The organism is Mycobacterium sp. NGS59, from assembly GCF_059812345.1.
The window spans coordinates 441,781-461,229 of record NZ_JCALCN010000001.1; the positions used below are offsets into that span (position 1 = coordinate 441,781).

The 19,449-nt window shown below is 67.3% G+C and carries 15 protein-coding genes; 6 read left to right on the plus strand and 9 right to left on the minus strand.

The genetic code is table 11. The features are described from left to right. Positions 1-16: 16 nt before the first annotated feature. Genes AC5Y46_RS01825 through ilvA form a run of 3 tightly spaced genes read left to right on the plus strand, consistent with a single transcriptional unit; the run spans position 17 to position 3,704 of the window. On the plus strand, positions 17-1,930 hold the full coding sequence (locus AC5Y46_RS01825; protein ID WP_499989883.1) for a lysophospholipid acyltransferase: 1,914 nt from the start codon (positions 17-19) through the stop codon (positions 1,928-1,930). A gap of 19 nt (positions 1,931-1,949) precedes the next feature. Beyond that, a complete protein-coding gene (locus tag AC5Y46_RS01830) occupies positions 1,950-2,387 on the plus strand; it encodes a nitroreductase family deazaflavin-dependent oxidoreductase (protein ID WP_499989884.1) in 438 nt (145 codons plus the stop codon). 33 nt (positions 2,388-2,420) lie between these two features. Beyond that, complete coding sequence (ilvA, locus tag AC5Y46_RS01835) at positions 2,421-3,704, plus strand: threonine ammonia-lyase (RefSeq protein ID WP_499944152.1); 1,284 nt, start codon at positions 2,421-2,423, stop codon at positions 3,702-3,704. 104 nt (positions 3,705-3,808) lie between these two features. Here the strand turns inward: ilvA and AC5Y46_RS01840 are convergent, their stop codons facing one another. Continuing rightward, positions 3,809-4,435, minus strand: a complete 627-nt coding sequence (locus AC5Y46_RS01840; RefSeq protein WP_499989885.1) for a TetR/AcrR family transcriptional regulator — start codon at positions 4,433-4,435, stop codon at positions 3,809-3,811. 73 nt (positions 4,436-4,508) lie between these two features. Between AC5Y46_RS01840 and AC5Y46_RS01845 the strand changes: the two genes are divergently transcribed. Further along, positions 4,509-5,726 (plus strand): oxygenase MpaB family protein, encoded by a 1,218-nt coding sequence (locus AC5Y46_RS01845; protein ID WP_499989886.1) that lies wholly within the window; start codon positions 4,509-4,511, stop codon positions 5,724-5,726. Positions 5,727-5,730: 4 nt separating this feature from the next. Here AC5Y46_RS01845 and AC5Y46_RS01850 read toward each other — a convergent pair whose 3' ends face one another. Next, entirely contained in the window at positions 5,731-6,378 is a 648-nt protein-coding gene (locus AC5Y46_RS01850; protein WP_499989887.1) for a pyridoxamine 5'-phosphate oxidase family protein, read from the minus strand. Between the two features lie 40 nt (positions 6,379-6,418). Here AC5Y46_RS01850 and AC5Y46_RS01855 point away from each other — a divergent pair, with 40 nt between their 5' ends. Continuing rightward, the gene (locus AC5Y46_RS01855; protein WP_499989888.1) at positions 6,419-7,744 is read left to right on the plus strand and encodes an aminotransferase class I/II-fold pyridoxal phosphate-dependent enzyme; all 1,326 of its coding nucleotides are present in this window, start codon (positions 6,419-6,421) and stop codon (positions 7,742-7,744) included. A gap of 40 nt (positions 7,745-7,784) precedes the next feature. Here AC5Y46_RS01855 and AC5Y46_RS01860 read toward each other — a convergent pair whose 3' ends face one another. Both AC5Y46_RS01860 and AC5Y46_RS01865 read right to left on the minus strand, forming a co-directional pair. Beyond that, positions 7,785-8,831, minus strand: coding sequence for a TIGR03857 family LLM class F420-dependent oxidoreductase (locus AC5Y46_RS01860; protein ID WP_499989889.1), 1,047 nt, complete (start codon positions 8,829-8,831; stop codon positions 7,785-7,787). Beyond that, positions 8,828-9,211: a nuclear transport factor 2 family protein gene (locus tag AC5Y46_RS01865; RefSeq protein ID WP_499989890.1), complete on the minus strand. Its 384-nt coding sequence runs from the start codon at positions 9,209-9,211 to the stop codon at positions 8,828-8,830. The genes AC5Y46_RS01860 and AC5Y46_RS01865 overlap by 4 nt, the downstream gene beginning before the upstream one ends. A gap of 88 nt (positions 9,212-9,299) precedes the next feature. Between AC5Y46_RS01865 and AC5Y46_RS01870 the strand changes: the two genes are divergently transcribed. After that, entirely contained in the window at positions 9,300-9,917 is a 618-nt protein-coding gene (locus AC5Y46_RS01870) for a TetR/AcrR family transcriptional regulator (RefSeq protein ID WP_499989891.1), read from the plus strand. Here the strand turns inward: AC5Y46_RS01870 and AC5Y46_RS01875 are convergent. The 5 genes from AC5Y46_RS01875 to sucT all read right to left on the minus strand — a co-directional run bounded on the left by AC5Y46_RS01875 (position 9,899) and on the right by sucT (position 19,448). Continuing rightward, positions 9,899-10,966, minus strand: a complete 1,068-nt coding sequence (locus AC5Y46_RS01875) for an alpha/beta hydrolase (RefSeq protein WP_499989892.1) — start codon at positions 10,964-10,966, stop codon at positions 9,899-9,901. The two genes, AC5Y46_RS01870 and AC5Y46_RS01875, sit on opposite strands and share 19 nt — an antisense overlap. A gap of 68 nt (positions 10,967-11,034) precedes the next feature. Then, the gene (gene treZ / locus AC5Y46_RS01880; protein ID WP_499989893.1) at positions 11,035-12,759 is read right to left on the minus strand and encodes a malto-oligosyltrehalose trehalohydrolase; all 1,725 of its coding nucleotides are present in this window, start codon (positions 12,757-12,759) and stop codon (positions 11,035-11,037) included. Continuing rightward, complete coding sequence (treY, locus tag AC5Y46_RS01885; protein ID WP_499989894.1) at positions 12,752-15,052, minus strand: malto-oligosyltrehalose synthase; 2,301 nt, start codon at positions 15,050-15,052, stop codon at positions 12,752-12,754. The genes treZ and treY overlap by 8 nt, the downstream gene beginning before the upstream one ends. A 3-nt stretch (positions 15,053-15,055) precedes the next feature. After that, positions 15,056-17,248 carry a glycogen debranching protein GlgX gene (gene glgX, locus AC5Y46_RS01890; RefSeq protein WP_499989895.1) on the minus strand — a complete coding sequence of 731 codons (2,193 nt, stop codon included), beginning with the start codon at positions 17,246-17,248 and terminating at the stop codon, positions 15,056-15,058. 52 nt (positions 17,249-17,300) lie between these two features. Beyond that, entirely contained in the window at positions 17,301-19,448 is a 2,148-nt protein-coding gene (gene sucT, locus AC5Y46_RS01895; RefSeq protein WP_499989896.1) for an acetyltransferase SucT, read from the minus strand. Between the last annotated feature and the right edge of the window lies 1 nt (position 19,449).

Sequence of the window (19,449 nt, forward strand, 5' to 3'; positions counted from 1 at the left end):
CGGAGGGGGAGTAGCGGTGACTGCACGGGAGGTCGGTCGCAGCGGGGTGCGAAAGCTGTTGCAGCGCACCGGAATTGTCGACGAGTCCACCACACCGTTGGCGACGGATCCGGACGCGGTCACCCAGTTGCTGGACGCGCAGTGGTTCGGTGAGCGCCTGGACGCGCTGGCCGACGAACTCGGCGGGGATCCCGAGAGCGTGCGGGTGGAGGCCGCCGGCTATCTGCGGGAAGTGGCGGCGTCGCTGGACGAGCGGGCGGTGCAGGCGTGGCGCGGGTTCAGCCGGTGGCTGATGCGGGCGTATGACGTGCTGGTCGACGAGGACCAGATCGCGCAGCTGCGCGCGCTGGACCGCAAGGCCACGCTGGCGTTCGCGTTCTCCCACCGGTCCTACCTGGACGGCATGTTGTTGCCCGAGGAGATCGCGGCCAATCGGCTGTCGTCGGCGTTCACGTTCGGCGGGGCCAACCTGAACTTCTTCCCGATGGGTGGCTTCGCCAAGCGCACCGGCACGATCTTCATTCGCCGCCAGACCAAAGACATTCCGGTCTACCGGTTCGTGCTGCGCGCCTACACCGCGCAGCTGGTGCAGAACCACACCAACCTCACCTGGTCGATTGAGGGCGGACGCACCCGGACCGGCAAGTTGCGCCCCCCGGTGTTCGGCATCCTGCGCTATCTGACCGATGCCGTCGACGAAATCGACGGTCCGGGAGGGGGTGCCGGCGTGGACGGAGTCCACGACTCCGAGGTGTATTTGGTGCCGACCTCGATCGTGTACGACCAGCTGCACGAGGTGGAGGCGATGACCACCGAAGCTTACGGCGCCACCAAACGTCCGGAGGACTTCCGGTTCCTGGTCCGGCTGTCCCGACAGCAGGGCGAACGGTTGGGCCGCGCCTATCTCGACTTCGGTGAGCCGCTGCCGTTGCGCAAGCGTCTCGAGGAACTGCGGGCGGACCCGTCGGGAACCGGCACCGTCGTCGAACGCATCGCGCTGGACGTCGAGCACCGGATCAACCGCGCCACCCCGGTCACGCCGACCGCGGTGGTGAGCCTGGCGCTGCTGGGCGCCGACCGTTCGCTGTCCATCAGCGAGGTGCTGGCCACGGTGCGACCGTTGGCCAGCTACATCGCCGCCCGCGACTGGGCGGTGGCCGGGGCCGCCGACCTGACGAACAAGTCGACGATCCGGTGGACGCTGCATCAGATGGTGGCCTCCGGGGTGGTCAGCGTGTACGACGCCGGCACCGAGGCGGTGTGGGGGATCGGCGCCGATCAGCACCTGGTCGCGGCGTTCTACCGCAACACCGCGATCCACATCCTGGTCGACCGCGCCATCGCCGAGCTGGCGTTGCTGGCGGCCTCCGAAGGCGGAGCCGACGTGTCACCCGCCGCGGTGCGCGACGAAGCGCTACAGCTGCGCGAGTTGCTGAAGTTCGAGTTCCTGTTCTCGGCGCGGGCGCAGTTCGAGAAGGAACTGGCCGACGAAGTGCGGTTGATCGGTCCGGTCGAGGACACCACCAAGAGCGTCAGCGCGGCCGAGGTGCGGGGGTTGTTGGAGTCCGCTGATCTGTTGCTTGCGCATTTGGTGCTGCGGCCGTTCCTGGACGCCTACCACATCGTCGCCAATCGGCTGGCCGCCCTGGAAGACGAGGCGCTGGACGAGGAGGCGTTCCTGACTGAATGCCTCGAGGTGGGCAAGCAGTGGGAGCTGCAACGCCGGATCGCCAACGCCGAGTCACGATCGATGGAGCTGTTCAAGACCGCGCTGCGACTGGCTCGGCACCGCGAGCTGGTCGAAGGCGCTGACCAGGCCGATCTCGCCAAACGGCGCCAGGAGTTCGCCGACGAGATCGCCACCGCCACCCGGCGGGTCAATTGCATCGCGGAACTGGCCCGGACCGTGGTCGGCCACGCAGGTACGTAGCGGGCCTAGAGTTGGTGCCATGCCACTTTCCGGTGAATACGCACCCAGCCCGTGGGATTGGGCCCGTGAGCAGGCCGACAAGTACGTGGAATCCGGCGGGGCCGATGCCGCGGACATGAAGGGCAAGCCCATCATCGTCCTGACCACCGTAGGCGCCAAGACCGGCAAACTTCGCAAGACGCCGTTGATGCGCGTCGAGCACAACGGCGAATACGCCGTCGTCGCCTCGCTCGGCGGCGCTCCGAAGAACCCGGTCTGGTACTACAACATCGCCAAGAACCCCCGGGTCGAACTGCAAGACGGCGCGGTCGCCCGCGACTACGACGCGCGCGAGGTGTTCGGCGACGAGAAGGCCACTTGGTGGGAGCGGGCCGTCGAGGCCTGGCCCGATTACGCCGAGTATCAGACCAAGACCGACCGGCAAATCCCGGTGTTCGTCCTGACCCCGGTGAGCTGAGCTGGCGTTGCCGCGGCATGGCACCATTGACCGGTGTCCGCCGAACTGAGCCAGAACCCGCGCGATCTGCCGCTGTGCGCGGCTGACATCGACGGGGCGGCCAAGCGGATTGCTGCGGTGGTCACGCCTACGCCGCTGCAGTACAGCGACCGGTTGTCGGACATTACCGGCGCGGCGGTCTACCTCAAGCGCGAAGATCTGCAGGTCGTGCGCTCCTACAAGCTGCGGGGTGCCTACAACCTGCTGGTGCAGCTCTCCGACGAGGAGCTGGCGGCCGGGGTGGTGTGCTCGTCGGCCGGTAATCACGCGCAGGGCTTCGCGTTCGCGTGCCGGGCGTTGGGGGTGCACGGCCGCGTCTATGTGCCGGCGAAGACCCCCCGGCAGAAGCGCGACCGGATCGTCTACCACGGCGGCGGTTTCATCGACTTGATCGTCGGTGGATCCACCTACGATCGGGCCGCCGAAGCCGCCCGCGACGACGTCGCCCGCACCGGCGCCACGCTGGTGCCGCCGTACGACGACCTGCGCACCATGGCCGGTCAGGGCACCATCGCGGTCGAGATCCTGGACGCGCTCGACGTCGAGCCCGACCTGGTGGTGGTGCCCGTGGGCGGAGGCGGATGCATCGCCGGTATCACCACCTACCTGGCCGAACGGACCACCAACACCGCGGTGCTGGGGATCGAGCCCGCGGGCGCGGCTGCGATGATGGCTGCGCTGGCCGCCGGCGAGCCGGTCACCCTGGATCACGTCGACCAGTTCGTGGACGGCGCGGCGGTGGCGCGCGCGGGCGCGTTGCCGTATGCGGCCCTGTCGGCAGCGGGGGACATGGTGTCGATCACGACCGTCGACGAGGGCGCGGTGTGCACCGCGATGCTCGACCTGTACCAGAACGAGGGCATCATCGCCGAACCCGCCGGGGCGCTGTCGGTGGCCGGCCTGCTGGAAGCCGACGTCGAACCCGGCTCCACCGTGGTGTGTCTGATCTCCGGCGGCAACAACGACGTGTCCCGGTACGGCGAGGTGCTGGAGCGGTCGCTGGTCCACCTGGGCCTCAAGCACTATTTCCTGGTCGACTTCCCGCAGGAGCCCGGAGCGCTGCGGCGGTTCCTCGACGAGGTGCTGGGCGCCGGTGACGACATCACCTTGTTCGAATACGTCAAGCGCAACAACCGCGAGACGGGGGAGGCGCTCGTCGGGATCCAACTGGGATCCGCGGCGGACCTGGACGGGTTGCTGGCGCGGATGCGGGCCACCGACATGCACGTGGAAACCCTGCAGCCGGGTTCGCCGGCCTACCGCTACCTGCTGCTCTAGTGGGGTGTGGCGAGCAGACGCAAAAGCCCCCATTTCGTGCCGAAATAGGGGGCTTTTGCGTCTGCTCGCCCCCAACTACTTGCGCCCCACTTACTGGCGCGCCGCTACTCGGACGAGCGGACGACGGCCACGCACAGGTCGGCGCATGCCGCGGCGAGTTCGTCGGGGCTCTCCACCGGGTCCTGCAGCCACGCTTCGATGATCTGATTCACACCGCCGACGATGAACTGAGCCCCCCGGCGCAATCCGGCGGGATCGGCCGGGGGCGCGTCGAGAACCTGGGGGCTCTGCTCGATGACGGAATCGGTGATCATCCCGAGGATGCTGGTGCGGTGCCGGGCCAGCCCGGCGACGGTACTCACGTCGTCGGTGGCGATGCGGTGGATGTACGGGTCGGCGGCGATGATGTCGAGAAATGCTTTCAGCGCGGACCTGAGTTTGTCCGTCAGCGTCCCGGGATCACCGACCCCGGCGTGCACCAGGGCCGCGAGCAGTTGGTCGCGAACGTCGTCGGACACCGCGAACAGCAACGCTTCGCGGTTGGGGAACTGCTCGTAGAAGTAGCGGGGGATGAGCCCGGCAGCGGTGCACACGCCGCGCACGGTCACCTCGGCGACTCCCGACTCGCCCCAGATCGTGCGACCGGCGGCGATCAACTTGCGGCGGCGCTCGGCGCGGCGGTCGTCCGCGCTGATCCCGCCGTAGTCGCGTACCACCTCCGCGCGTTTCATTGACAGCACCTTACTCGCGCTTTAGATTCGGATCACAGCCGTTATCCAAAGCGCCCGGGGTCAGGAGGACGAGATGACGTCGCGGATTCCCACTCGCCATCCCGACCGGCCCCGTCCCGTCCCCGCTGGCGTGCGGCTGATGGCGATGATGCTGGGCGTGCGCGGACCCTCGCCGCGGCAATGGCAGCGGCTCGGCGAGCGCCTGACGGTTGGCGACGCGCCGATGGATCAGCTCGTCGAGTGGATGTCGTCGACCAGCGCGACACACGCCCGGGCGTTGTTCGACCAGGCGCTTGCCGACGGTATCGACAGCATGCCGGACGCGCCACAACCGTTGCGCGACTTCTTCGTTCAGGTCGAGTCGCCGCCCGCGTGGGTCGATTGGGACGTGCTGCGCCGGGGCCAGCGGGCGCTGCGCAGGGGCGGGGCCGACGGCATGTACATCGCGCGCGACGTGTCGCTGCTCGGTGGATATCAGTTCTCCGGGTTCAACAAGACCCTGCTGCGCACCGGTGCGCTCGAGAAGGGCTCGAATAAGCGGTTCGCCGAGACGATGCAGTGGGCGATGGATGTCATCGATGATGGCGGCCTGACCCCGCGTGGCATCGGCTATCAATCGACACTTCGGGTCCGGCTGATCCATGCCTTCGTGCGCCGGCACGTCGCAGCCATGCCGGACTGGCGAGCAGACGAATGGGGCCTGCCGGTCAACCAAACGGACATGGCCGCCACCCTCGTCGGCGCCCTGATCGCCCCGGCGGCCGGCGCCATCGGCATGGGCATCGCGCAGACACCGGGCGATCTCGACGCCATCGCCCACCTGACCCGCTACGTGGGCTGGCTGATCGGCGTGGAGGACGAATGGTTGCCCCGTAGCTTCCGCGACGGGATCCGGGTGCTCTACCACACCCTGACGGCGCTCGCCATTCCCGACGAGTCCACCAGACAGCTGGCGGTCCCCATGGTCGACGACCCGCTGGCCTGGCACTATCGCACCTTGCCGCGGTTGCGCCGACGTCTGGCCTGGGCGCAGCACATTTCGGTGACGAGCGGGTTCCTGGGTCCGCGCGCCATGCGTTCCCTGGGCTTGCCGACCTACATGCCGCCGTGGTTCCCCTTGCTGCGTTTCCCGGTCAACATTGTCCGCAGCGTGGTCGACCTGACCCGTCCCGGCGGCCTCGACCGCGCAGCGCAACGCGGTACGCGGGAACAGGAAACGTTGCTGCGCACCATGATTGGCGACGACGAAACGAAGATCGGCGGCGCGGCCGCGCAGCTGACGGTGGCCTGAGCGGTTAGCCCTGCAGATACGACGGCAGTTCGGTGGCGGGGTCGAGGTCCACATCCGGTACCGGTCTGGCTGCCGTCAACCGCAACGGCACCACCCCGGCCCAGTGCGGAAGAGTCAGATCCTCCGGGTCGTCGGCCACGCCGCCCTCGCGCACCTTGGCCGAGACTTCGGTGAGGTCGAGGGCAAGCACCGCGGTGGCGGCCAGCTCACGTGCGTTCGGCGGCCGGCAGTCGGCGGCGCGCCCGGTCCGAATGTGGTCGAGCAGCGCATTCAGCGCCCGCGACTTTTCCTGTGGGTCGTCGACGAGACGCGCGGTGCCCATCGCGACCACCGAACGGTAGTTCAGTGAGTGGTGCATCGCCGAACGGGCCAGCACCAGTCCGTCGACCAAGGTGACCGTGACGCAGATGCGCAACCCCGACGGCCGCGCGGCCAGCATCGGACCGCCCCCGGACGACCCGTGCAGGTACAGCGTCTCGCCAACGCGCGCGTGTGTCGTCGGTAGCACCACCGGGCGCCCGTCGCGGACATATCCCAGGTGGCAGATCAGCGCTTCATCCAGAATGCGGTGCACCGTCTCGCGCTCGTAGCGGGCGCGTTCCCGATACCGGGTGGGGGTCGTGTGCGGGGTGAGCTGGTATTCGGTCGACATTTACTTGCCTTCTAGTTTGTACTAGTACATAATGTAAAACGTGCCAGAACAATACATCATTTCCGGAACCGGCGCGGACTCCATCGCCGCCAGCGTCGAAGAAGGCATCTCCCAAGGCGCCTTCGAGCCCGGTGAAGCGCTGCCGTCCATCCGCGACGTGGCCACTCAACTGGGCGTCAACGCCAACACTGTCGCCGCCGCGTACCGGCTGCTGCGCGATCGCGGCGCGATCGAAACCGCGGGTCGGCGTGGCACCCGGGTGCGTAGCCGGCCGGCGACCACCACCCGTTCGCTGCTGGGTATCGAGGTGCCCGACGGTGTCCGCGACCTGTCCAGCGGCAACCCCGACCCCAAGCTGTTGCCCATCACCGCCCTCGGTCTGGCTCCATCGCCGGGTGCGCCGGTGCTGTACGGGACGCCGGCGATGTCGCCGGCACTGGTCGATCACGCCCGCGCCGACCTGGCCGCCGACGGGATCGCAGCCGATCACCTCGCGGTGACCAGCGGCGCGCTGGACGGCATCGAGCGCGCGCTGACCGCGCATCTGCGTCCGGGGGACCGGGTCGCCGTCGAGGATCCGGGCTGGGCGAATCTGCTTGATCTCATTGCGGCCCTTGGGTTTTCCGCTGAGCCGGTCCAGGTCGACGACGAGGGGCCGTTGGTGTTGAGCATGGCACGGGCGCTGCGCCGCGGGGTACAGGCGGTCATCGTCACCACCCGCGCGCAGAACCCGACCGGCGCCGCACTGTCCAAGGAGCGCGCGGGCGCCCTGCGTCGTCTGCTCGCCGGCAAGACCAGCGATGTCCTCGTCGTCGAGGACGATCATTGCGCCGGCATCTCCGGTGCTGCGCTGCACCCGCTGGCCGGGGCGACGCGCCGGTGGGCCTTCGTGCGGTCGGTGTCGAAGGCGTACGGCCCTGACCTGCGGCTGGCCGTCCTCGCGGGAGATCGCCGCACTGTCGAACGGGTGCACGGGCGGCTGCGGCTGGGGCCCGGGTGGGTGAGTCATCTGCTGCAGGACCTCGCCGTGCGCATGTGGTCCGACGAGGAGGTCACCGACCTGATCGTCGCGGCCGGGGATCGGTACGCCAACAACCGCCACGCGCTGTGCGATGCCCTGGCCGAGCGTGGGGTCGCCGCACACGGGCGGTCGGGACTCAACGTCTGGGTCCCGGTGCCCGACGAGACCGTCGCGATCACCCGTCTGCTCAATGCGGGCTGGGCCGCCTCGGCAGGGACGCGGTTCCGGATCGAGGCGCCGCCCGGGATGCGGGTCACGATTGCGGAATTGTGCAGCGACGACATCGAGCCGCTGGCGGACGCCATCGCCGACGCGGTCCACGGTACCGGGAGAGCCAGCGTGTGAGTCAACGCGTGGTGAGTCCTTGGCGGATCCTCTCGGGTCGTCAGTCCACGGTGGCGCGGTAGGCCGCGACGATCGGCTCCAATTCGTCCGGCGTCGCGCCGTGCATGATGACCGCGTCAGCGCCGTAGTCGAACTCCTGGCGCACCCGGTCGACGCACTGCTGGGCCGTTCCCGTCGCCGACGGCTCGAGCCATTCGTCGGGGATCAGCGTGGCGATGTGCTCGATCTGCTCCGCGCTGGCCTTGTGGTCGATGCCGCCGGGGATGGACTGCACTACCTTGTCGTCGCGAAAGCGTTGCAGCACAGCGCGATCCCAGCCGTTGGTGTCGACCAGCAACTCGCCGTAACCCTGCAGGTAGGTGGCCAGGCGAGCGACGGTCTTCTTCAATCGCAACTCCTCGGGCAGGTGATCGCCGACGGTGGCGAAGCACGACCACACCCGCACGGTGGCCGGATCGCGGCCGGCCTGCTCGGCCGCGTCCTTGACCGTCTTGACCGCGCGCTGCAACGTCTCCGGGGTGAAATAGGTGTGCAGGATGACGTCGTCGAACTCGCGGCCGCCCAGCGCGAGGGTCTGCGGACCGAACGCCACGATCGCCAGCCGGATGTCCTCGTCGAAGTCGGGATCCAGGAACAGCACCGGGTACTTGCCGATGGGGCCGTCGTGGTTGAAGACGAGCTCACCGTGCCAGAGTTTGCGCATCACCTGCGCGAAGTCCTCCATCTGGGCGGTCGTCACCGACGGCACGCCGAATGCCTTGTACATAGCCGCGATTCCGCGCCCCAGACCGAGAGTGAAGCGGCCCCCGGAGAGGCGATGCATGGTGGTGGCCCAAGACCCCGTGATGAGCGGGTGACGTGTGTTGTGATTGGTTGCCGCCGTGGCGATCTGCATGCGACTGGTGACGGCCAGCGCCGCGCCCGTCAGCGACGACGCCTCCTTGACGTTCCAGCGTTCGGAGATGAACCCAGTGCCGAAACCCAGTTCCTCGCCGCGGCGGGCCTCGTCCATCAGCGTCGCCGGGCCCTCACCTCCGGCGCCGGCCAGCAGGTAGTAGCCCAGTTCGTCCAGCACCCGGTCGGTCATGCCCAAATCCCTTGCTTGTAGCCGCAGTTCCACACCTCGGTGATGCGGCCGTCGACAACCCGGAAGATCTCCATACTTCCGATGTCTACCTCAGTGCCGTCCTTGAGCTTCATGGGGGACTGGTAGACGACGGCGACGTGCTCACCGTCGTCACCCGCGACCACCAGGTTCAGATCGAACCGGATGGTCTCGAACATCGCCCAGTGCTCGACGATCCGGTCGACGGCCTGCTGATGGGTAAGGGTGACCGCTTCGCCCACGTCATGTCGAATCACATTGTCCCCCATCAATTCCTCGGCCAGGGCGAAGTCGCGTCGGTTCCAGACCACGAGGTTGTACAGCTCGACCACTTCGCGGGCGGTGCGGGTGGTCGCGCTCATCCGAACACCTCCAAAGCCACGGAGTTCTGTCGACAACTTATTTGACAATGCGCAACTAACCTAGTTGCGGACGGTCTAATATGCAACCGTGCCTTCTCCGACGCGTGGGCTCTCGCAACCGGAACGGGTCGAGACCTCCAACCGCAGGATGGCGCGTGCCGCTGCCGAGTTGATTGTCGAAAAAGGTTGGGAGGCAACGACTGCGGCGGAGATCGGGCTGCGCGCCGGGTACAGCCGGGCGATGGTGCACGCCAGGTACGGCAGTAAGGACGCGGTGCTCGATGCGGTGTTCATGCGGGAATACCTGGCGCAGCTGAGTCCGGATCTGGATCCGGACGCGAGCGGGTTGGCGCAGGCGCTGGCGCATTTCGACCGGATCGGGCAGCTGGCCGACTCGGATCCGCAGTTTCTGCGCGCGATGTTCGTGGCGGCATTCGAAGCGGTCAAGACGACGTCGGCGTTGCGGGCGCGCTCGGTCGGACAACTGCTGGAAGGCAGGCGCAAGGTGAAAGCCGGTTTGCGCAAGGGCATCGAGGACGGATCGGTGCGTTTCGACGTCGACGTCGATGCCGCCGTCGACGACATCAGCACCGCGGTGTTCGGCGTCGCGCATCACTGGCTGGTGCTGGACGACGGTTACGACCTGGTCCACCACCTGGAAAACGTTCGCCGGCGGATCATTCGGGACTACGGGACACGCAGGTGAGCCGCGATGGCAGCGATGGTCTCCGCGATGGCGTCGGCGCTGTCGCCCCCGAGGGGAGCGATGCTGGCAAAGCCGTGCGGAAGCGTGTCGAACTGCCGGTGGTCCACCTCGACGCCGGCTGCGCGCAGGGCCGCGGCGTACTCGTTTCCCTCGTCGCGTAGCGGATCGAATCCCGCGGTGCGCACCAATGCCGGTGCCAGACCGGACAAGTCGGCTTTGAGTGGTGACACGCGCGGATCGTCGGCCGTGAGGTCGGTGCCGTCCAGGTACAGCTCGGAGAACCAGTCCATCTCGGCCTTGGAGAGGAAGAACCCTTCGGCGAACAATGCGCGAGAGCGGGTCTGGGCGGACAGGTCGACCACCGGGTAGAGCAGCACCTGCAGGGCCGGCGGTGTCAGGTTTTCCTCGCGGCTGCGCTGGGTGACGAGTGCTGCCAGATTGGCTCCGGCGCTGTCTCCGCCGACGGCGATCCGGTGGCTGTCGGCGTCCAGTTCGGTGGCGTGCGCGAGTGCCCATTGGTAGGCCGCCAGGCAGTCCTCAACCGCGGCGGGTGCCTTGTGCTCGGGTGCCCGCCGGTAGTCCACCGACAGCACGTGGACTTTCGCGTCCCGGCAGATCTGGCGGCACAGCCCGTCGTGGGATTCGATGTCGCCCACCACGAAGCCGCCGCCGTGGAAGAAGACGAGCAGCGGCGCGTTCGCGGTCGCTCGGTAGTGTCTCGCCCGGAGTGGTCCTTCCGGGCCGGATATGGTCAAGTCCGTTGTGGGAAGCGGTATTCGGGCCTTCATCGCCACGTGGGAGTTGCGCATCAGCGCGCGGGCGGTGTCGACGTCGCCGGATGCTCCGAGACCGCCGGTGCCGGTGCGTCGCTGCACGGCCAACATCAGCTGAGCGGTGGCCTCCAGGGTGTTGCCGTCCACGGTGATCCTCGTGCCGCCGGCCAGGAGCAGCTTGAGCCGTTCGGGTATCGCCGGTACGACTTTGACGCCGAGGCGCAGCGCCGCGTTGGTGACGGCGACCGGACGGGCTTTCGGATGCCTCTTCGTCATTGCCCCGGCCTTGCCACTAGCGCTTTGCCTGCAGATTCTCAACGGGGGTGAACGACGCCGCGACTCACTCACCCACAGCGCAGTATCGCCACCGAATGGCCGGGCACCACCGTGGCATCAGAGCCGACATCCGGATCGTCCCAGGCCAGCACCACCTCGCCGGATACCGGCACGCTCACCGGCTCAGTGCCCAGGTTGCAGACGATCGCCAAGTGGTTGCGGCGCAGCAGGATCCAGCGCTGTTCCTCGTCGTACTCGGTGACGAGGTTGTCCAGCCACGCATCGGCCAGATCGGGTTCGTTGTGCCGCAGGGCGATCAGGTCCCGGTACCACTGCAGAACCCGGGCATGGTCGCCGTCAACCGTCTCCGCCCAGTCCAGCTTGGACCGGGTGAAGGTGTGCGGATCCTGCGGATCGGGGATCTCGTCGGCATCCCAGCCGTGTTCGGCGAACTCCGCCTTGCGCCCGTCCCGGGTGGCCTGCGCCAGCTCGGGTTCGGGATGGGAACTGAAGAATTGGAACGGGGTCGACGCGCCCCACTCTTCACCCATGAAAAGCATTGTCGTATACGGTGATCCGAGAACCAGGGCGGCCTTGACGGCGAGTTGGCCGGGAGTGAGGTTCTGCGACGGACGGTCGCCCAGCGCGCGGTTGCCCACCTGGTCGTGGGTGCAGGTGTAGGCCAGCAACCGCGTCGCCGGTACCCGGGCGGTGTCCAGCGGTCTCCCGTGCCGGCGCCGCCGGAACGACGAATACGTGCCGGCGTGAAAGAAACCGTGCCGCAAAGTCTGCGCCAGCGTGGCCAGCGACCCGAAATCGGAATAGTAGCCCTGCCGTTCGCCGGACACCGCGGTGTGGACGGCGTGATGGATGTCGTCGGCCCACTGCGCGGTGATGCCGTACCCGTGCTCGTCGCGGGAGGTGATCAGCCGCGGGTCGTTGAGGTCGCTCTCGGCGATCAGCGCCAGCGGGCGACCGACCTGCCTGGACAGCCAGTCGGTTTCGGTGGCCATCTCCTCCAGAATGTGGAAGGCGGTGGTGTCCACCAGCGCGTGTACGGCATCCAGTCGCAGCCCGTCGGCGTGGAAGTCCCGCATCCAGCGCAGCGCGCACCCGATGATGTAGCGGCGCACCTCGTCGGAGTCGGCGTCGGCGATGTTGATGCCCTCGCCCCACGGGTTGCTGGCCGACGACAGATACGGTCCGAAGCGAGGCAGGTAGTTACCCGACGGGCCGAGGTGATTGAACACCGCGTCGATCAACACCCCCAAACCCCTTGCGTGGCAGGCGTCGACGAACCGGACCAGGCCGTCGGGCCCGCCGTAGGGCTCGTGCACGCTGTACCACAACACACCGTCGTAGCCCCAGCCGTGCGTGCCGGCGAAGGAGTTCACCGGCATCAACTCCACGAAGTCGACGCCGAGATCGACCAGGTAGTCCAGCTTTTCGACGGCAGCGTCGAACGTGCCGTCCGGGGTGAACGTGCCCACGTGCAGCTCGTAGATCACCGCGCCCTCAACGGATCGACCGGCCCACTCGCCGTCGGTCCACGCGGCGCTGGCCGGGTCCCACAACTGGGAGCGCTCGTGCACCCCGTCGGGCTGGCGCGCCGAGCGCGGGTCGGGCAGCACGGTGGGATCGTCGCCGAGCAGGAAGCCGTACCGGACGTCACCCGCCGCCTCGACGCCGGTGTGCCACCAGCCGTCGTCCGTCCGGGTCATGTCGTGCACCGAGCCGTCGACGTCCAGGCGCACCCGCTCGGGTTTGGGCGCCCACACCCGGAATTCAGGCATCGTTGCGCTCCAACAGGACGACGGGGAGCTCGGCGAACAACTCCACGGCCGACACAGGTCCGCTCGACATGGCGCCGGTGAGAGTGTCGGTCCAGGAACCTTCGGGCAACGGCACCACCGTGTTGCCCCACCCGGAGTCTTTGAGCCGCACCGTCCAGCGCGTGACCGCGACCACCACGTTGCCACCGCGGCTGAACGCCACGATGTGATCACCCGCGTCGCCCTCGGCGAGCACGGGACGATACTCGCCGTGCAGGAAGGTGTCCGGACGGGCTCGCCGCAGCCGCAGTGCGGCGGCAACAATCCGAATCTTGGGGTGCTGCAGCTCTTTCAGCGCCGCGCGACGACTCGCGTAGTCGACTTCGCGGCGGTTGTCGGGGTCGACGAGGCTGTCGTCCCACAACTCGGTGCCTTGGTAGACGTCGGGGATTCCGGGCACCGTCAACGCCAGCAGCTTCTGGCCCAGCGCGTCGCTGGCGGCGTGCGGATTCAATTGCGCGACAAGCTTGGTGAGCTCGCCGGCGATCGGGCCGTCCAGTACCGAGTCCAGCCAACCGTGCACGGCGTCTTCGAATTCGGTGTTCGGATCGTTCCAGGTGGTGTGCCAGGCGGCTTCCCGGATCGCTTTCTCGGCATACCCGTGCAGCCGTTCGCGTAGCCTGCCGGTCACCTCGCCGGTTACCGGCCAGACGCCGAAGATGTTCTGCCACAAGAACTGTCCGGTCGCCGGATCGGGGGAGGGGCTCTGGTTCTCCCACCGCGCGACGAATTCCGACCACAACGAGGGCACCTGAGACAGCACACCGATGCGGGCGCGGACGTCTTCGCCGCGTTTGGTGTCGTGGGTGGTCAGCGTGGTCATGGCCCGCGGCCACAACCGCGCGCGGGTGGCGGCGCTCTGGTGGAACTCGGCGGCCCCGACGCCGAACCGGTGCGGCTCACCACCGACTTCGTTCAGTGACACCAGCCGGGCGTCACGGTAGAACAGGCAGTCTTCGACAGCTTTGGCGGTGACCGCGCCACACAGTTGCTGCAGTCGGGTGGCGGCCTCCCCGCCGTGCGCCAGCGCAGCGGCCAGCACCTGCAGGGCCGGTCCCAATTCTGGTCGCTCAGACTGAGTTTCGGCCAGCGCCGCCGGCAGGAGCGCGGCCAGGCCGCGGTAGTCGCAGCGGTAGACGTCGATGTGGGTCAGCAGAGCGGCGACCGCCTCGGGCAACAGCGGGTCATCCGCGCCCGCGGCTGCCACGACGCTGCGGCGCAGGCGAGCCAGTTCACTGGCCAAGGTGTCGGTCGCGGCGCGGATCTTCAGATCGGCCAGCAACCGCGGCATGTCGTCGTAACGCAGTCCGGCGGAGTCGACGAGCTCGGTCAGCGCCGGCGCCCCGGTGGGGTCGACGAACAGCCCGCCCACCTCCCGCAGCACGTCGTAGCCGGTGGTGCCGGCGACCGGCAGCGTGGGCTCCAGCGCCTCGTCGACACCGAGGATCTTCTCGATCACGATCCACGCCTCGGGACCGAGCAACTCGCGCAACCAGCCCAAATAACCTGCGGGATCGGCCAATCCGTCAGGATGGTCAATCCGCACCCCGTCAACGATCCCGTCGCTGAACCAGCGGGCCACCTCGGCGTGGCTGGCATCGAAGACCGATCGATCCTCCTGACGCAAGCCTGCCAGGGAGGTGATCGAGAAGAATCGGCGGTACCCGACCACTCCGCGCCGCCAACCGACCAGGCGGTAATGCTGCCGGTTGTGCACCTCGGGTCCGCTGCCGTCGCCGGTGCCGGGTGCGATCGGCAGCGCCAGGTCACCCAACCGAAGCTGATCCCCGTCGACGCTCAGATCGGCGGCGTCGTCGTCGGAACCCAACAGCGGCAACACGATTCGCCCCGAATCGTCCAGTGTCCAGTCGATGTCGAAGTAGGACGCATACTGCGAGTCCCGGCCATGCCGCAGCACGTCCCACCACCAGGTGTTCTGTTGGGGGTCGTCGATACCCACGTGGTTGGGGACGACGTCGACGATCAGCCCCATGCCGCGCTCACGCGCCGCGGCGGCCAACCGGGCCAGACCTTCCGGACCGCCGAGGTCGCGCGACACCGTCGTCGGGTCGGTGACGTCGTAGCCGTGCGAGGAACCGCTGGCGGCGGTCAGAATGGGGGACAGGTACAGGTGTGACACCCCGAGGTCGTTGAGGTAATCCAACAGGTTCTCGGCGTCGGCGAGGGTGAACGCGAAGCCACTGGACGCACCGCGGAGCTGCAACCGGTAGGTTGCCAGAATCGGAATGGCCATGTGTTACAACGTCTTACGTAGTACGAATACCGAGCGTCCCGGCACTGGCAGCTCTTCGCCGTCCCGGATGACCCGATTCGAGGCCCCGGTGGGCATGGTCGTGTCCAGTTCCACCACCCATTCCCGGGCGTAGTCACCGCGCGGCATGACGAAGGTAACCTCTTGGTCGTAGGCGTTGAAGCACAACAGGAATGAGTCGTCGACCACCCGTTCACCACGTCGATTGGGTTCGGCCAGTGCCTGGCCGTCCAGGAACACCGCGATCGACTTGCCGAAGACGTTGTCCCAGTCCTGCACTGTCATCTCCTGGCCCGCGGGAGTCAGCCAGGCGATGTCATGGATTCCGGTACCGCTGCGGATCGGCTGTCCCTTCAAGAAGCGGCGGCGCCGAAATACCGGGTGTCTCTTGCGCAATGCGGTCACCTTGCGCGCGAACTCCAGCTGGTCGGCATTCTTGTCCACGAACGACCAGTCCATCCAGGACACCTCGGAGTCCTGGCAGTACACGTTGTTGTTGCCCGACTGAGTGCGCCCGAACTCGTCGCCGTGGGAAATCATCGGAGTGCCCTGGCTGACCATCAGCGTGGTCCAGAAGTTGCGCATCTGCCGGCACCGCAGCGCGGTGATCTCCGGGTCGTCGGTGGGACCCTCCACACCGCAGTTCCAGGACCGGTTGTGGCTTTCGCCGTCGCGGTTGTCCTCGCCGTTGGCCACGTTGTGTTTTTCGTTGTAGGACACCAGATCATGCATGGTGAACCCGTCATGGGCGGTGACGAAGTTGATGCTGGCGCTGGGGCGGCGACCCGTCGCCTCGTAGAGGTCAGACGAACCGGTCAGCCGGGATGCGAACTCGCCCAGGGTCGCGGGTTCCCCCCGCCAGTAGTCGCGCACAGTGTCGCGATACTTCCCGTTCCATTCGGTCCACAAACCTGGGAAATTTCCCACCTGGTAACCGCCTTCGCCGACGTCCCACGGCTCGGCGATCAACTTCACCTGGCTCACCACGGGATCCTGCTGGACGAGGTCGAAAAACGCCGACAGCCGGTCGACGTCGTAGAACTCACGCGCCAAAGTGGCCGCCAGGTCGAAGCGAAATCCATCCACATGCATCTCTAGTACCCAGTACCGCAGCGAATCCATGATCAATTGCAAAGTGTGCGGATGCCGGACATTCAGACTGTTCCCGGTGCCGGTGAAGTCCTTGTAGTGGCGCAGGTCGCCGTCGACCAGGCGGTAGTAGGCCGCGTTGTCGATGCCCCGGAAGTTGATGGTGGGGCCGAGGTGATTGCCTTCGGCGGTGTGGTTGTAGACCACGTCGAGGATGACCTCGATGCCCGCCTCGTGAAAGGCGCGCACCATCGACTTGAATTCGGCGACCGCGCCGCCGGGCTTGCGACTTGCCGCGTACTGGTAGTGCGGGGCGAGAAACCCGAATGTGTTGTAACCCCAATAGTTTCGCAGTCCCAGGTCGACCAGTCGGTGGTCGTGCAGGAACTGGTGGACCGGCATCAATTCGATGGCGGTGACGTTGAGCGACTTCAGATGATCGATGATCACCGGGTGAGCCAGCCCGGCGTAGGTGCCGCGCAGCTCGTGCGGGATACCCGGATGGGTCTGGGTCATGCCCTTGACGTGCGCCTCGTAGATGATCGTCTCGTGATACGGCGTACACGGCGCGCGATCTGAGGCCCAGTCGAAGAACGGATTGATCACCACGCTGGTCATGGTGTGACCCAGCGAGTCGACCATCGGTGGGATGCCGGTCTCCGACGGGTCCTCGGCCGCGACCGCCAGATCGTAGGAATACAGGGCCTGATCGAACGTGAAGTCCCCGACGAACCCTTTGCCGTACGGGTCGAGCAACAGCTTGCTGGGGTCGCAGCGGTGACCGGCAGCCGGATCGAACGGACCGTGCACCCGGAATCCGTAGCGCTGCCCGGGTGTGACGTTCGGCAGGTAGCAGTGCCAGATGTAGCTGTCGACTTCGTCCAGGTCGATTCGGAATTCGCTGCCGTCCCGCCCGATCAGGCACAACTCGACGCTGTCGGCGACTTCGGAAAACAGCGAAAAGTTGGTGCCCGCACCGTCATACGACGCGCCCAGCGGGAACGGCGTCCCAGGCCACACCATCGCCAGAGAGGGCGACTCGTCCGCGCCGTCGAATGCTGTGTCGGTCCCTCGGTCGGTCCCAGCCATCACTCGACCTTAACGGTGCCGGGCATGGATCGGAGGGTTGACGACGGGCCCGTCACCACCAGCCGGTGACCGCGGCGATCTGCCGTCCCAGTTCGGGAGCCAGGGTCCGCATGTAGGTCGGGGTCAAGTGATGAGCGTCACGGTAGATCAGCACGTTCCCCTCGACCGCGCGGCAACTGTCGGGCTGGCAGATGGCGTCGGACAAGTCGAGCGGCTTGAGCAACGGGAACTGTCCGACGAAGTCGAGGGTGGTGTTGTGCTCGGAGAGCAGGTCTGAGCGATTGAGTTCGCAGGAATGCGACTTGGTGGCCTTGGCCAGGCAGTCGGCGGGGTTGAACGGCTGACCGTCCTTGACCAACCACGGGGTGTCCCGAACGCCCAGGATCGGAATGTTGTTGTCCGACAACGTTTGCCAGATGCCGATGTAGGTAGCGGGCATCACGTCGCCGGGCTTGATGTTCCAGGGCCGGGTAGTGGTGGTGAAAACGTAGTCCGGGCGGTCGGCGACCAGTTTCGCCATCGTCGTCTCCACCCACTGGCGGCACTGGGGATAGGGCGCGTTGTTACCCATGATCAGCGGGACCTGTTCGGTGGACAGCGCGCACCCCATCTTGAGGTAGGTCACCACTCGGAAATGGTGCAGCCGGCCCAGCAGGTCCAGGGCGGTCAGCCAGTGTTCGGCGTGCGACCCGCCGGCCAGCGCGATGGTGCGCGGCGCGTCGGTGTCGCCGTACGTGCAGTTCACCATCGTCGGGTTGACGAAGTCGCTGATACAGCCGTCGCGGGTGGAAGCGGGCAGGTCTTCCTTGACTTCCAGCACGGTGGGCCGCATGCGCAGCGTGGGCACCCGCACGTGTTCGGTGAGGGCGCGGGCGCCGGGGTAGTCGAGCGCGCTGAGCCCGCTGAGTTCCTTGCCGCCGGCCCGCTCGACGACGAGATGCTCACGCCAGGTGAAGGACGTCGCGGCAAGGCTGACGCCCAACAGCACCACCAGCGATCCCAACGCGAGCGTGGGTCGGCGCAGCCGCAGTTGCCAGGTGACCGCTCGGGCGGGTTGCGCGGTTGCCCGGTAGCGCAGGGGATCCTCGACGTGCCCTGTGGTCAGGTACGCCAACACCCCGGAGACCAGCAGGACGGCCAGGCCCTCGACGAAATTGACGTGCGGGTCTCCGGTGTAGGAAAGCCAGAAGATCAGCAGCGGCCAGTGCCACAGGTACAGCGAGTAGGCCATCGCGCCGAGGGTGATCAGCGGCCCGGCCGCCAGCAACCGGTTGGGTAGCGGCATCCGGCCACGCGTGCGGGGGTCGGCGGCCATATTGGCGCCGGCCAGGATCATCAGCATGGTGGCACCGACGGGCACCAGCGCCCACGGCCCGGGAAACTCCTTGACGCCGTCGATCAGGGCGCCGCAGGACAGGATCGCCGCCAGCCCGACGGTCGCGGCGGTCGTACGAAGCCACATCGGCCAACGCAGATAGGGCACCAGCGCGCCGACCAATGCACCCAGCAGCAACTCCCAGGCCCGCGCGAAACTGTTGTAATACGCCGTCGCCTGGTTGTCCTGGTGCGCGATGATCGCGTAGACGAACGACGCCACCGTCAACGCACTGAACAGCACCACGAACAGGGTCCGCAGGTGGCGACCCAGCGCTCGCCTGAACAGATAGGCGCAGCCCGCGACCAGAACGAGGAACGCGACGTAGAACTGGCCCTGCACCGACATGGACCAGATGTGCTGCAGCGGGCTGACCGCCTCGCCGGCACGCAGATAGTCCGAGGCGGAGTTGGCCAGCTCCCAGTTCTGGTAGTAGCCCAGGCTGGCCAGACTCTGATCGGCGAAGGTCTCCCAGCGGGTCTCTGGTTGCACCAGGATCGTCAGCAGTGCGCATCCCGCCAGCACCACCACCAGGGCCGGCAGCAGACGACGGACCAGCCGGACGAATTCGGTCACGGGGGACAACTTGCCGCCGAGCCCGGCGCGCAGAATCTTGCCGCCGAAGAAGAACCCGGACAGGGCCAGAAAGACGTCCACCCCGCCGGACACCCGGCCGAACCACACGTGGAAAACAGCGACGAGCGCAATCGCGACGCCGCGCAGTCCGTCCAGGTCGTGCCGGTAGAAACCCGCAGACCGGGTGCCCATTTCGGCCGGCGCCGAGTCGGTGGCCGGGCGTGGGGGAGGAGGGGTCACGGTCTGCATG